Source organism: Formosa sp. A9 (assembly GCF_051200825.1).
Taxonomy (GTDB): domain Bacteria; phylum Bacteroidota; class Bacteroidia; order Flavobacteriales; family Flavobacteriaceae; genus Formosa.
The window spans coordinates 387,309-401,882 of record NZ_CP195158.1 but is presented as its reverse complement, the minus strand read 5'-3'; the positions used below and the strand labels follow the sequence as shown (position 1 = coordinate 401,882).

The following is a 14,574-nucleotide window of genomic DNA, read 5'->3' as shown; positions in this document are numbered from 1 at the left end:
AAAATTAATAAAAATTTTATGAGATATAAACTTCTCCAGTTAAAAATTAAAAGCCTCTATAAAATTACCTATTAAAATAGGCACTGGAAATTCTTCGATTGTTGCAGTTGAAATAGCTCCTTCTATTTCAGAATCGACTTCTACAATCCAAAATCTGGTATATAAATGTTGATGCGATAATTTATGTATAATAGTGTCCTTATTATATAGGTAAACCTCGAACTGCTTATCTTCTAATAATTCGTGTTGTTGCAACGCTACTTGTAAATCTTGAAGCTCTAAAAGATTTTTCGATTCAATTAAAGGGAATTGATACAAATTTTGCCAAATACCCTGCCCCTTGCGTTGCTCTACAAGTGTATTGCCTTTGGGCGTTAGTATTACTAAAAAATTAAAATACTTCTTTTTAACTTTTGCTGCCTTCAACTTAACTGGTAAACTATCAATATTCGAATCGCGAAAAGCCACGCAAGAGTCTTGTAGTGGACACACAGAACAATTAGGATTTTTTGGCTTACACTGCACTGCACCAAACTCCATTATAGCTTGGTTAAACGTTGCAGGATCGTTATAATCTATTAAACTTTGCGCCAAAGCCTTAAACTCCTTTGCTCCTTGGGTTGTATTTATAGGTGTCTGTATACCTAAATATCTAGAAAGCACACGATACACATTACCATCTACAACGGCACACACCTCGCCATAACATATAGATGCAATAGCACTAGCCGTATAATCGCCCACTCCTTTTAATTGCAAAAGTCCTTTATATGTATCTGGAAACACACCATCGCATTCGTTAACCACATATTGTGCAGCAGCATGTAAATTTCTTGCTCTGGAATAGTAACCTAAACCCTGCCATAATTTCAAAACCTCGTTTTCCGAAGCTTTAGCAAGATCGAAAACTGTTGGAAAAGTACTAACAAAAGCTTCATAATAAGGTAATCCCTGCTTAATTTGGGTCTGCTGTAAAATTATTTCGGACAACCAAATGCAATACGGGTTAGTGGTCTCTCTCCAAGGAAGTTGACGCTTATTTACTGAATACCAGTATGTTAATATTTCACTAAAGGACATGGGCTTGTTTTAGGCACGGCAAAAATAATTGTTTATAATCTTAAATTTTAATGAATTAGGTTTGAAATATTGAATATTAAATGACTATATTTGCATCCCTTTATAATTAATAGATAACTTTAATACATATAAATAATGACTAAGGCTGATTTAGTAGCGAAAATTTCTGAGAAATTAGGAATCGAAAAAGGTGACGTTCAGGCAACTGTGGAAACTTTCATGGAAGAAGTAAAGACATCTTTGGAAGCTGGTGATAACGTATATTTAAGAGGTTTTGGTAGTTTTATCATTAAAACTCGTGCTGAAAAAACAGGTAGAAATATTTCTAAAAACACAACTATTAAAATACCTGCACACAATATTCCTGCATTTAAACCTGCAAAAGTTTTTGTAGAAGGTGTAAAAACCAATGTAGACGTTAAAGAATAACAAAAAATTAATATTAATCTAAAAAAAGACAGATCTTATGCCAAGTGGTAAGAAACGTAAAAGACACAAGGTAGCAACGCATAAGCGTAAAAAACGCAGACGCGCTAATCGTCACAAAAAGAAAAAATAATCCCAAAAAGTAGTTTTATAACTACTTTTTTGGTTTTTAAAAAAGTTCTTTGACATGAGTTTCCCCGCGTATTACCTTGCGCAAATAAAGGAAGCTCCACAGCTTAAAATCCTGTGAAAAAATAATGTATAATCCATCTGTACCTCATAGTTATTAGGCGATAGTTGTTGGTTGTTAGATATTGGTTTTTTATTGTTTTACAACATGAAACCTAGGACTACAAACCCGAACTTGAAACTTTTTAACTAAAATGTATGGATAAAAATTAACGCAATGGATAAAGAATTGATCATTAGATCTAGTCCGAAACATGTTGATTTTGCCTTATTAAAAGATGGAAAACTTATTGAATTACATAAAGATGAAGGAGGTAACAACTTTTCGGTTGGCGACGTGTTTATCGCTAAAATACGAAAAGCTGTTCCGGGGTTAAACGCCGCATTTGTTAATGTTGGTTACGATAAAGATGCTTTTTTGCACTATCACGATTTAGGTCCTAAACTTCCTTCCCTTTTAAAATTCACAAAACGTGTAAGCACAGGTAAACTAAACGATTTCTCTTTAAAGAATTTCCCATTCGAAAAAGAAATTGACAAGGATGGCAGCATAGTAGATGTGCTAAAATCCAATCAATCTTTACTGGTACAAATTGTAAAAGAACCTATATCTACCAAAGGCCCAAGAATAAGCTCAGAGCTATCTATTGCCGGCAGATATATTGTTCTGGTTCCGTTTTCCGACCGTATTTCTATCTCCCAAAAAATAGAAGATAAAGAAGAAAAAGACCGACTAAAGCGCTTGGTAAAAAGTATTACACCACCAGGTTTTGGTATTATTGTACGTACCGTAGCAGAAGGCAAAAAAGTTGCCGAATTAGATAAAGACTTACAAAATTTGTTAAGTCGTTGGACAGCAATGTGCAAGAAACTAAACAAAGCACATCTACCTAGTAAAGTATTAGGAGAATTAAATAAAGCCTCGTCTATTTTACGAGATATTTTTAACGACTCTTTTACCGGAATTCAAGTAGATGACGAAGAACTTTATCTTCAAATTAAAGATTATGTGCAACTTATTGCACCCCACAAAGAATCAATAGTTAAATTGTATCAGTCTAACGTTCCTATTTTCGAAAAATTTGGAGTGGAAAGACAAATTAAAACCTCTTTTGGCAAAACCGTCTCTATGGCAAAGGGCGCCTATCTGGTAGTAGAACACACCGAAGCCCTGCATGTTATAGACGTTAATAGCGGTAACCGCTCTAATAAAGCCAACTCTCAAGAGGACACTGCATTAGAAGTTAACATGATAGCAGCCCAAGAAATAGCCAGACAACTGCGTTTGCGCGATATGGGCGGTATTATAGTTGTCGATTTTATAGACATGACTAATGCCGAAAACAGAAAAAAACTCTACAATTTCCTTCGTGAAGAAATGAAGGACGACAGAGCTAAACACAAAATATTACCTCCAAGTAAATTTGGATTGATACAAATTACAAGACAGCGTGTACGCCAAGAAATGAATATTAAAACCCGCGAGGAAAACCCTAACGGCAATCAAGGCGAAGAAGTTGAAGCACCAATTGTTTTGGTACAAAAAATAACGCAAGAGCTTGAACAACTATTTAACAAAGACTATAAAAAGGTGGTTTTAAACACACACCCCTTTATAGCGGCCTTCTTAACAAAAGGCTTTCCATCAATACGTTCAAAATGGTTTGTTGAACACAAAAAATGGGTTAAAATTCAACCTAGAGATGCTTACACATATTTAGAATATCACTTTTTTGATAAAGATGGTAATCAAATCAACTAATAAAAAAGCCTTACTTGTTTAAAGTAAGGCTTTTTTTTGCTCTATTTTTAAGTGGCAGGATTAGGAATCTCTGCATGTACCTTTTGTATATCATCCAACATAGCATCAGTCAATTCTAAATGAATACTATTAATATTTTCTTTTAACTGCTCTAATTTTGTTGCTCCTATAATATTACTGGTAAGAAACGGTTGGGCGGTTACAAAGGCCAATGCCATTTGCGCCAAACTCACACCATGATCCTGAGCTACTTTTAAATATTGCGTAGTTGCCTTAGTACAGTTTACACTACTGTATCTTGCAAATCTTGGAAATAACTTTAATCGGCTATCGGCTGCAGCAGTGCCCTCTACATACTTACCAGACAATACTCCAAAAGCCATTGGCGAATACGCCAACAAACCAATATCTTCTCGTATAGCAATCTCTGCCAAATCGCTCTCGAATGTTCTATTTAACAGCGAATACGCATTTTGAATGGTAATCATGCGTGGTTTGTTATGCATTTTGGCTTCTTCTAAATACCGCATAGTTCCCCATGCTTTTTCATTAGACAAACCTATATGCCTGATTTTACCAGCCTTCATAGCAAGTTCTAAAGCATGCAAGACTTCGTTAAAATTATCTTTCCAAGCATCGGCATCGTTGTGTTTATAATCGCGAATACCAAACGTATTCGTTTGGCGTTCTGGCCAATGCAATTGATATAAATCTATATAATCGGTTTGTAAGCGTTTTAAACTGTTATCTATCGCTTCGGCAATGCCTTCTTGAAATGGTTTTGTACGTATGTGTGCTGTATAATCGCCTGGACCTGCTATTTTTGAAGCCAAAACAATATCTTTACGTTTGCCCGTTGCTTTAAACCAATTTCCTATAATACGCTCGGTTTCAGCATAGGTTTTCTGCTCGGCTGGCACGGGATATAATTCGGCAGTATCAAAAAAATTAATACCTTGTTCTACAGCATAATCCATTTGCTCGAAACCTTCCTCCTTTGTGTTTTGATTGCCCCAAGTCATGGTTCCTAAACACAATTTACTTACTTTAATATCGGTATGTGGTAAGGTCGTATATTTCATAATCTCTCTTTTTTTTTGATGTTAAGTATTTGTTCGTTGTGCTTGTAATGCCTGCATAATTCTTGCACTTTGCTCTATTTTCCCTTGATTTTGATAAATCAACGCCAACAAGTATTTATAATCGGGACTATCTGGAATTAGCTGTATCGCAGCATTAATCGTTTCTTCTGCAGCTTTCCATTGCTGATTTTGATAGTAATATGTCGCCAAATTGTACATAGCACGCGTATCTTGCGGATTTAACTTAATTGCCATTTTCAGGTCGGATACTGCCGCTTCATTTTGTTTCATTTCAAAATGCAACAAGGCTCTCAAGTAATACGCTCTTCCCGATTTCGGTTCTTTTTTCAACCAAATATTTAACACTTGTAACGCTTTTTCGCTTTCACCTTTAAGACTATACGTTGTGGCTAAGTTTGAGTATACTGGCAATAATAAACTATCTTTTTTAAGGGTAATGTTATAGTGCTTAATGGCGTTATCGTAATCGTTATTTTGAAGGAAATAATCACCAAGTTGCATTCTTCCGTTAGAAAAATCGGCGTTGGTAAATAACATGGTTTCCAGTTCCTGACGGCCTGTATTTAAAGTAGATTGATTTATAGCATTTAACGCCTCTACTTCTATTCCCGCCAACAACTGCATAGCGCCAATACGTACCAGTTTTGTGGTATCTTTTAAATGTTCTGAAGCTACAGACATACGGTCTTGCGGATTCATAGTTCTAAATTTCTGAAGCGCATGATAACGTACCAATGGAGACGGATCGGTTAGACTTTTTAAGACAGCCTCAACCTGTTCTGCTGTAGCAACATTCATATTATCTATTCCTGTTGCTCTAGCAATGGCTGGATAGTTTAAATTATTGACAAACTGATTTACCTTAGACAAATCGTGCACTGTTGGATTATTTTTATAAGTTAACAGTAAATCATCAGAAAAATGGTCGGCTCTAACCGGGCCATACCAAGACACAACCTGATTGGCTGCCCAAGTGTCGGTTTTATCGTCATGACATCCCGTACATGCATTTGGTGTGCCATAAGCAACACTTTGGTCTGGTCTAGGCACTCTAAAACTATGGTCGCGTCTAAAATCGTTCCCCATATAATGTGTACCTGTCATGTGGCAATTAATGCACTGCGAACCCTCGGTGCCAGGCGTGTGGTAATGATGCTCTACAGTATTATACGTTGGCGCATGGCATTGCAAACACAAGGTATTGTCTTGCGCTTTTAATTGTAATGAATGCGGGTCGTGACAATCGGTACAGGTTACCCCTTCGTGATACATTTTACTTTGTAAAAACGATCCGTACACATAATCTTCTTCATCTATTTGTCCATCTTTATGATAAAAATCATCCGAGATATCCTGAAGCATATACTGGTCTTCGAAATGTTTACCTGGCACCAAGTTTTGAGTTAATTTAGTACGTCTTGAATGACAAGGTGCGCACATATTCATTTGGCTAAACTGACCTTTTCCTGGAATGATATACGTGTTTGCCACGTGTGTGCTATCTTGAATATGCTGTGCCCAATACACATGTCGCTCGGCTGGACCGTGGCAGCTCTCGCAACTTACATTAATTACCGAATACGTAGTATTGAAAGCATCGGCTTCTACATCGTAATTCTTTTTTAAATTAGTGGAATGACATTCGGCACACATGGTATTCCAGTTCTGCGCACTTTCTGTCCAATGCAACCAATCGTGAGGATCTAATTCATCGCCAGGATATTGATGATACCATCGTTTTTTAACGTCATCCCAAGTTACACGCAACACTTGTTTTCGGCCATTATCAAAATCAATTAAATACTGTTGTAAAGGGCTTACTCCAAAAGTATAATTAATGGTATACTCTTTTTCGCTTCCGTCTATCTCTTTTATATAAACTTTAAAAGCCTCGCCTTCCTTCTTAAAAGTATAACTTACGCCATCTATAGTCGTTTCAACATTATTAAAGTCTCCTAAAACCGTTTGTTCGTTGGCTACTTGCATTGCCAAATCGTGGTCGGACCCTTTCCAAGTATCGTAAACACCTTTATGGCAAGCCATACATTGCGAATCTCCAACATAACCGTCTTCATGTTGTAAGGTAATGTCGCTAGCAGCAACATAATCTGATTGTTTGGGCTTGGAATTACAACTGCTAAGCACAACCAAACAGATCATCCATAAATAAATTCTCATATAAACTATTGTAATGTTGGATACTTTGCCTCTAAGTTAAAATTTATTTTTAGTTGACTAAAAAAACACATGCTAAATATCTTGTAATTTGAATCTCAAACCAAAAGATATTTAGCATGTGTACTAAGCTATTTGTAGGTATAGAATTTACATCTCGTTTAACAACTTGGTAATTTCATCTAATTTCGGAGTTAAAATGACTTCTATTCTTCGGTTTTTAGCACGACCTTCGGGTGTTTCGTTCGATGCTATTGGTGCAAACTCACCACGCCCAGCAGCTGTTAAATTTTCTGGATGAATATTAGCATTCTCTCTTAAAATACTAACTATTGCCGTGGCGCGTTTTGTAGATAAATCCCAATTGCCCGACAGTTGCCCGCTACCTTTATACGGCACATCGTCCGTATGCCCTTCTATTAACACCGCGATTTCTGGGTTGTCGGCCAAAACATTTCCTAAACGCTCTACAGCACGCCTTCCATCTACGCCTACCGACCAACTTCCGGAGCTAAACAGCAATTTATTTTCCATAGAAATATACACCTTTCCATTACGTTCTTCGACCGTTAAACCTTTACCTTCAAAATCGGTTAAGGCATTCGAAATGGCATTTTTTAAAGCATGCATGGCGGCATCTTTTTGCGCGATAACACGTTCTAATTCGGCAACACGCTGCGATCGCGATTCCAGTTCGTTTTTTAGCTGTTCTAAACGCGAGCTTTCTGCTGCTAAAGCCTGCTCTTTGGCTTCTAGCTGCGCCAATAATTCGCGGTTCTGCTGAACATTTTTAGCAATAGCTTCGGAACTGTTTTTCTCTAAAGCATTATACGATTCCTTTAACGCATCGTGATTGGCCTTTAGCGCATTATACGTATTTTGAAGCTCGTCGCGTTCTTGAACGGCTTTATTGTATTGCTCTTGCAGTTTTTCTAAATCGGTTTTTAATTGATTGTTATCGGCCAATAAAGTTTCGTTCTCGGCAGATAGCGATTTGTTTAATTCTTTTAAATCGTTGTGTCTAGCTTCTAAATCTTTGTAAATTTTAGGCGACACACAAGAAGTGAATATACTGGTTAGTATTACGGTTGCTACGGCTATTCGTTTCATAAAAAACAGAGGATTAGATTTTAATTATTCTATTTCAACTAAAATAGGACAATGGTCGCTGTGCTTGGCTTCTGGCAAAATAACCGCACGTTTTAAACGGTCTTGCAAGGGGCTAGTAGCCATGCAGTAATCTATACGCCACCCCTTATTATTGGCTCTGGCATTAGCACGGTAGCTCCACCACGAATATTCTTGTTTTTCGGGATGTAAATATCTAAAAGAATCTATAAAACCACTATCTATAAACTGCCCCAGCCATTCGCGTTCTTCGGGTAAGAATCCGGAAACGCCTTTCATTTTCGGGTTGTGGATATCGATTTCTTCATGACAAATATTGTAATCGCCACAAACGATAAGGTTTGGGTGCGATTCGCGTAATTCGTTTAAATACTCATGGATCATATTCATGTATTCGAACTTATGCGCCAATCTATCGTCGTTCGTTCCCGAAGGTAAATACATGCTCATTACCGAAACACCATCAAAATCGGCTCGAATATTTCTACCTTCGTAATCCATAGACTCTATACCGGTACCGTACTCGACATGCTCGGGTTTTATTTTACTTAAAATGGCCACACCACTATATCCTTTTTTTTGGGCGCTAAACCAGTAATTATAAATATACCCAGCGGCCACGAATACCTCTAAATCTAATTGTTCTTTTTGGGCTTTGGTTTCCTGCAAACAAATAACATCTGGATTTGCACTTTGTAACCACTCGATAAAGCCTTTTTTTATGGCGGCTCTAATACCATTTACGTTATAAGAAACTATTTTCATGCTGCTATATTACAAGACAGTATGCCTAAACTTGCATTTTATAGTTTAAGCACTGTTTAATTATTTAAGAATTTCAGCTAAAATAAATAATGCGTTACTTTTACACCATTATTTAAAGGCCTTTTAACAGAAAAATCAATTCAATAATACATATAATTTTTCATTTTTTCCATCGATGAAAAAACGAAGCAAAAAAATCTAGGCGTATTATAAAAATATAAGAAAATACTACGGAACCCTCAGCCACAGATAAAAATAACTCAACCTCCCTTCCGTCGGCCTCAAACAAATTTTTATCATTCACCCTTACTGCTTCCTTGATTTTCAATATCTTTATAAATAGGCCAAAATCCCCTCTAAACTATCCTAAAATCCAATACCCATAGCCACACTACTAAACCACATATTCTTTAAAACGTTTAGGTAGCTATTGAAAAAAAATAATAGATTTAAACCAAAATTATAAACTGAACAACAATATTATCCTTACAGGCAAACTCAAGACTAGCTTAAGCATATTTAAATCTCGATGATCCCATAAAATATTTTAAGCGTTTAGCAGTTTAAATACCACATGAAATTAATAGCCACCGTAATATGCTTTTGTATGAGTTTTTTTGCCTTAGCGCAAGAAACCAACTCTAATTACAAAACAAAAACAATGGCCGTTACAGACACAATAGTTATAGATAGTGTGAGTATCAATCCGCATTGGTTTCATCTTAAAACGCTTCAAAACCAAACAATAGACAGCAGTTTTTACCATGTAGATTTTCCGAATGCCATGCTGTACCTTAAACAACCCATCAGCGAAGATTCTATACAAATATCGTATTTAAAATTCCCTGATTTTTTAACAAAAACCTATAAACAGTTAGACGAAAACATCATCCTATCGGATATCAGCAATCAGCAAAAATTATATAAACTGTCGCAACCCACAGCGACCTCTAGTTTTATTCCTTTTGATGGCCTATCAACTTCGGGTAGTATTTCCAGAGGCGTTACCGTAGGTAATAACCAAAGTTCGGTATTAAACAGCGAACTCGACTTACAAATTACAGGCAAGCTAAACGATAAAGTGTCGCTTCGCGCTTCTATACAAGATGCCAATATACCACTACAAGAAAGTGGTTATTCGCAACGTTTAGACGAGTTCGACCAGGTATTTATAGAATTGTTTAGCGACCGTTGGAATATTAGAGCCGGCGATATAGACCTGCAAAATACCAACACCCGTTTTGCCAATTTTAGCAAACGTGTACAAGGTCTACTTGTAAACACCACTTTAGGAGACGACTCCCACAAAACCAATCTTTTTGCCGCTGGTGCTCTGGTACGCGGGCAATTTACACGAACTCAGTTTACTGCACAAGAAGGCAACCAAGGGCCATATAAACTTAGAGGCCCCAATAACGAATTGTATGTACTTATTGTTTCGGGTAGCGAAACCGTGTACGTTAACGGGGTAGCGTTAGAACGCGGCGAAAACAACGATTATATTATAGATTACAATGCCGGCGAGCTTATTTTTAACAGTACTTTCCCTATAACTTCGGAAATGCGTATTACTGTCGATTTTCAATATAGCGAGCGCAATTATTCCCGTCTTATAGGTTATGGTGGTGGGCATTACCAAAGCAACACTCTTACTTTAGGCGCCACTGTGTATTCCGAAAGCGATTCTAAAAACAATCCCATACAGCAAAATTTATCGTCCGAACAGGTAGACATATTAGCACAAGCGGGAGACGATAGCTCGAAAATGACAAGTCCTTCGGCAACCCCAGAATCCTATAATGAAAACAGAATTTTATACAAGAAAGATACCTTTAACAATCAGGAGGTATTTGTGTTTTCGAACAATCCAGACGACGACCTTTACAGCGTAACTTTTACCAATGTTGGCGAAAATAACGGCGATTATATACTTGCCAATTCATCGGCCATAACTAATATTTACGAATATGTTACACCAATTAATGGCGTGCCGCAAGGTAATTATGCTCCAATTACACAATTGGTAGCACCAACCAAACTACAAATAGCTGTTATAAACGGTACATATAACCCCACCAAAAGTACCAGTATTTATTTTGAAGGTGCTGGCAGTAAAAACGATTTAAACTTGTTTTCGGATATCGATGATGGCAATAACGACGGCTTTGCCGGAAGCCTGAACCTAAAACAAAACCTTATAAAACAAGACAGCTTATGGCATTTAGATGCTTTTGCTGATGTAGATTACATTCAGCAGAATTTTAAAACTATAGAGCGCTTGTATAATGCCGAATTTAACCGAGACTGGAATTTAGAAAACACCACAGGCGACCAAACTTTGGCGCGTAGTGGCTTACAACTAAAACACAGCAATACCCTGTTCTTTAACTACCAGTTCGAGCATTTAAACTACCGCGATACTTTTAACGGGAATCGCCATGTGGCAAACGGATTTCTTCAATTAAAAAACTTTAATGTATATAGCCAATCTAGCATTTTAAACGCCACATCCAACACAAGCATCACCAAGTTTATACGGTCTTACAACCGATTTACCTACAGCTTTGGCACTCCGTGGGTGGGTGCAAAATTAAACCTAGAAAACAATAAATCACAACAAAAAATTACCGATTCGTTATTACCCGAAAGCCAACGTTTTACAGCTTACGAAGTATTTACAGGTATAGGCGACAGCACCAAGGTATTTGCAAAACTAGGTTACATACACCGGGTTAACGACAGTATTAAAAACGGACAATTACAGCAAGTAAACACCTCTAAAACCTATTATCTAGATTCTAGATTAATACAAAACACACAAACCAACCTATCGCTTTACGTTAATTATCGCAGTTTAAAATTTGTTGATGCCGATACCGAAAACTCTTTAAACTCCCGACTCATTTACAACCAAAATCTGTTTAAAAACATCGTACTCTGGAACACCATTTACGAAACCAATTCCGGCACCTTACCGCAACAGAATTTTACTTATGTAGAAGTAGAACCCGGCCAGGGCGCTTACACTTGGATAGATTATAACAACAACGGCATTCAAGAATTAGAAGAATTTGAATTGGCCCAATTTCAGGACGAAGGCACCTACATTAGGGTATTGCTTCCTAACCAGGTATACATTAAAACACACCAAAACCGTTTTAGCCAAACCCTAACCTTAAATCCGCAGCAATGGACTACAGCAAGCCCCAGATTCAAAACCATTTTATCGCATTTTTACAATCAGACGGCATATTTAATAGACCGCAAAACACGAAGAGCAGGCAGTAATTTCGATATCAATCCGTTTAAAACCGATTCGGATGATGTCTTAGGGCTTCAATTAAACTTTAGAAATGTATTGTTTTACAACCGCGGCAAACAGCGTTACACCACGTCGTACACGTACTTAAACAACAAAACCCGAAATATACTCAGCATCGGGTTTATAGAAAACCATTTACAAAGCCATCAAATTAACTTCAACCATAAGTTTGCCACCAGCTGGCTAATTACCCTTTTAGGAAGTATAAGCACTACCGAAAGCCTTAGCGAGAATTATATAAGTAAGAATTATAATTTAGACCAAAATCAATTCAACCCCAAGCTTACATACATTCTTAACGACAACATGCGGTTCGATGTGTTTTACCAATACACCAACAAAAGCAATACCATAGGCAATTTCGAGACTTTAGAACAACAAAAATACGGCGCGTCGTTTACTATGGCTAATATGCAGAAATCGGCAGTAAGTGGCGAGTTCAATATATTTTCTAACCATTTTAATGGCAATGCCAACACCCCAGTAGCCTACCAAATGCTAGAAGGTTTACAACCAGGCACCAACTACACTTGGCATGTTTTGGCACAGAAAAAAATAACTAAGTTTTTAGATTTAAACCTCAGCTATTTTGGCCGAAAAACCGAAACCAGCAACACCATACACACTGGTAATGTACAGCTAAAGGCTTATTTTTAACAATGATTTGTTTGATTGCTGTATTTAAAACCTTGTAGGTTTTAGTACAAAAAGAAAGAGCCCAAATATTAAAATATTTAGGCTCAACTGTTTAGTAGACTTGAAAAATTGTGTAACAACCATAACATAATTTTATCTTAATTACCTAGACTGATTATGTACAACTTTACTGTTTATTTACGGCTTCGAATTACGGGAAAACCGTACTTTTTATATTTTTCGACGAAATGCGCCTTTTTTTAACATCTTGTTTTATACCTAAAGACCTCTATTTTTTTTAACTGAATGGTTATGAATTTGGTACAAGATGTAATATTTTACACTTCTTTTAAATATACACTTTCAAAACTAAAATTAAAGAATTTACTTACAAATAATACCTTTTTCTTCATTTTTGTTGAATTTTATTCGGGTGTCGTTTTGGTTTTCTTCGGACAACGATTTACTTTAAAAAAACACTTCCGAACAAGGGACGAACGATTCTCGAACAAGACTCGAACAAAACCCCTACCAAATTACGGCTTATTTTAGGCCATTTTTCGGCAAAAAATCGACCTTATTTACAAAAACAACAGGATGTTCTGCAAAAAACGGCTATTGTGCATATTAAAAAAATATTGTACTTTTTAAGCTTTTTAATTTTCAATCCCCATTAGTACTTCTGTACTTGTAAACTTTCACGATGCATTCAAACATAAAAAACCAAAATGGAAGTTTGCACCAGCTGAGCCACTTGCCGTCTGGTTATAATTTTTAACACTTACCCTTCCTGTATATAAATTGCAGTATAAACGAGTATTTCGCAAAGTCTTACAGCAGACGTTAAGTGTGCCTTTAAAATTCAGTTACCAGAACTTTAGCAACTGTATTGAGATACTGGTAAAAGTGCCTGAATTTCTTGTTGAATTTGAGAAAGCCATGTTTTTAAACGCTCATCGCTTAATTGCGACTCGTTATCATGATCGAGCGCTAAACCATAAAACAAGTCTTCGCTACCATCAACAAGCGCTACAGAGTCGGTGTGCGAATACCCTTCTGTTGGCCAATAACCAACAAGCTTTCCGCCATTTTCCAAAACTACTTTAGCGAGTATGCCAATACCATCTACAAAATATTCGGCATATCCTATTTGATCGCCCAAACCATAAATAGCAACAATTTTATTGGTAAAATCTATCGTTTTAAACGTATCAAAAAAATCTTCCCAATCGCTCTGCAAATCGCCATCGTACCAGGTAGAGAGTCCTAAAAACAACACTTCGTATTGTTGTAGATCTTCTACCGAAGCTTTTCCTATTTCCATTACTTCCAAGTTGTCGGCCTTCCAAAAAGTAACTAAATCTCGCGTTATGTCATCTGTTACTCCTGAATCTGAGCCGTAAAAAACACCTATTTTGTCCATTATTTTATTCATTTATATTTTCTTGACCATTAAAAATACTTATTATTTTTATTCGTTCTAAATAAAAATAATAAATTATATTTGAAAAAAATTAAAATGCACCGTTTAGAAAAAATTTATTGGAATACTATTGGTAGTGTTTTTATAATTAAAAATGATGACGACACGTATAATTCTGAGCATAAAATACAACAAATACAACTTCAGCTAACAGACATTGCTGTAATTTTAACAAAAACTGAATTTAAAGCCCTACATAGAGCGCTTAAATCCTTTAAGGTGAATTGCAACTGTAAAACATGCGGACAGTCCTCGACCATTAAAATTTTAAAAAGCAAAACCAAGCATGCCGAGATTGTTTTTAAGGTAGAAAAAAAACACATAACAGCACTAGTCGAGCTTTTAAATGGGGCTAAATTTAATTTAGAAATGATTCAAGTTTTGCAAGACCATAATATAAAAGCATAACAAAAGTATCACGCACTTTTTGTTAATTTACTATTATAGTATTAATGTATATCAAGTGCAGCTTCAACTTTAAACAAAGGCGTTTTTACTACAAAAA

At 36.4% G+C, this 14,574-nt stretch carries 10 protein-coding genes; 4 read left to right on the top strand and 6 right to left on the bottom strand.

Annotation, left to right across the window (positions count from 1 at the left end; all coding sequences use genetic code 11):
• Nucleotides 1-39: 39 nt before the first annotated feature.
• A complete protein-coding gene (gene mutY / locus ACR9EA_RS01585; RefSeq protein ID WP_435136544.1) occupies nt 40-1,080 on the bottom strand; it encodes an A/G-specific adenine glycosylase in 1,041 nt (346 codons plus the stop codon).
• Between the two features lie 135 nt (nt 1,081-1,215).
• Here mutY and ACR9EA_RS01580 point away from each other — a divergent pair, with 135 nt between their 5' ends.
• Both ACR9EA_RS01580 and ACR9EA_RS01575 read left to right on the top strand, forming a co-directional pair.
• Entirely contained in the window at nt 1,216-1,509 is a 294-nt protein-coding gene (locus ACR9EA_RS01580) for an HU family DNA-binding protein (protein ID WP_038532346.1), read from the top strand.
• Nucleotides 1,510-1,912: 403 nt separating this feature from the next.
• Entirely contained in the window at nt 1,913-3,457 is a 1,545-nt protein-coding gene (locus ACR9EA_RS01575; RefSeq protein WP_435136540.1) for an Rne/Rng family ribonuclease, read from the top strand.
• A 47-nt stretch (nt 3,458-3,504) separates the two neighbouring features.
• Here the strand turns inward: ACR9EA_RS01575 and ACR9EA_RS01570 are convergent, their stop codons facing one another.
• The 4 genes from ACR9EA_RS01570 to ACR9EA_RS01555 all read right to left on the bottom strand — a co-directional run bounded on the left by ACR9EA_RS01570 (nt 3,505) and on the right by ACR9EA_RS01555 (nt 8,628).
• Nucleotides 3,505-4,539, bottom strand: coding sequence for an aldo/keto reductase (locus tag ACR9EA_RS01570; protein ID WP_435136537.1), 1,035 nt, complete (start codon nt 4,537-4,539; stop codon nt 3,505-3,507).
• Between the two features lie 21 nt (nt 4,540-4,560).
• Complete coding sequence (locus tag ACR9EA_RS01565; protein ID WP_435136534.1) at nt 4,561-6,738, bottom strand: tetratricopeptide repeat protein; 2,178 nt, start codon at nt 6,736-6,738, stop codon at nt 4,561-4,563.
• A 147-nt stretch (nt 6,739-6,885) separates the two neighbouring features.
• Complete coding sequence (locus ACR9EA_RS01560) at nt 6,886-7,845, bottom strand: OmpA family protein (protein ID WP_435136532.1); 960 nt, start codon at nt 7,843-7,845, stop codon at nt 6,886-6,888.
• A 24-nt stretch (nt 7,846-7,869) separates the two neighbouring features.
• Nucleotides 7,870-8,628: an exodeoxyribonuclease III gene (locus ACR9EA_RS01555; RefSeq protein WP_435136529.1), complete on the bottom strand. Its 759-nt coding sequence runs from the start codon at nt 8,626-8,628 to the stop codon at nt 7,870-7,872.
• Between the two features lie 574 nt (nt 8,629-9,202).
• Here ACR9EA_RS01555 and ACR9EA_RS01550 point away from each other — a divergent pair.
• Nucleotides 9,203-12,607, top strand: coding sequence for a hypothetical protein (locus ACR9EA_RS01550; RefSeq protein WP_435136526.1), 3,405 nt, complete (start codon nt 9,203-9,205; stop codon nt 12,605-12,607).
• An 856-nt stretch (nt 12,608-13,463) separates the two neighbouring features.
• Here the strand turns inward: ACR9EA_RS01550 and ACR9EA_RS01545 are convergent.
• On the bottom strand, nt 13,464-14,021 hold the full coding sequence (locus tag ACR9EA_RS01545; RefSeq protein ID WP_435136523.1) for a flavodoxin: 558 nt from the start codon (nt 14,019-14,021) through the stop codon (nt 13,464-13,466).
• Nucleotides 14,022-14,090: 69 nt separating this feature from the next.
• Here ACR9EA_RS01545 and ACR9EA_RS01540 point away from each other — a divergent pair, with 69 nt between their 5' ends.
• The gene (locus ACR9EA_RS01540) at nt 14,091-14,477 is read left to right on the top strand and encodes a hypothetical protein (protein WP_435136520.1); all 387 of its coding nucleotides are present in this window, start codon (nt 14,091-14,093) and stop codon (nt 14,475-14,477) included.
• Nucleotides 14,478-14,574: the final 97 nt, after the last annotated feature.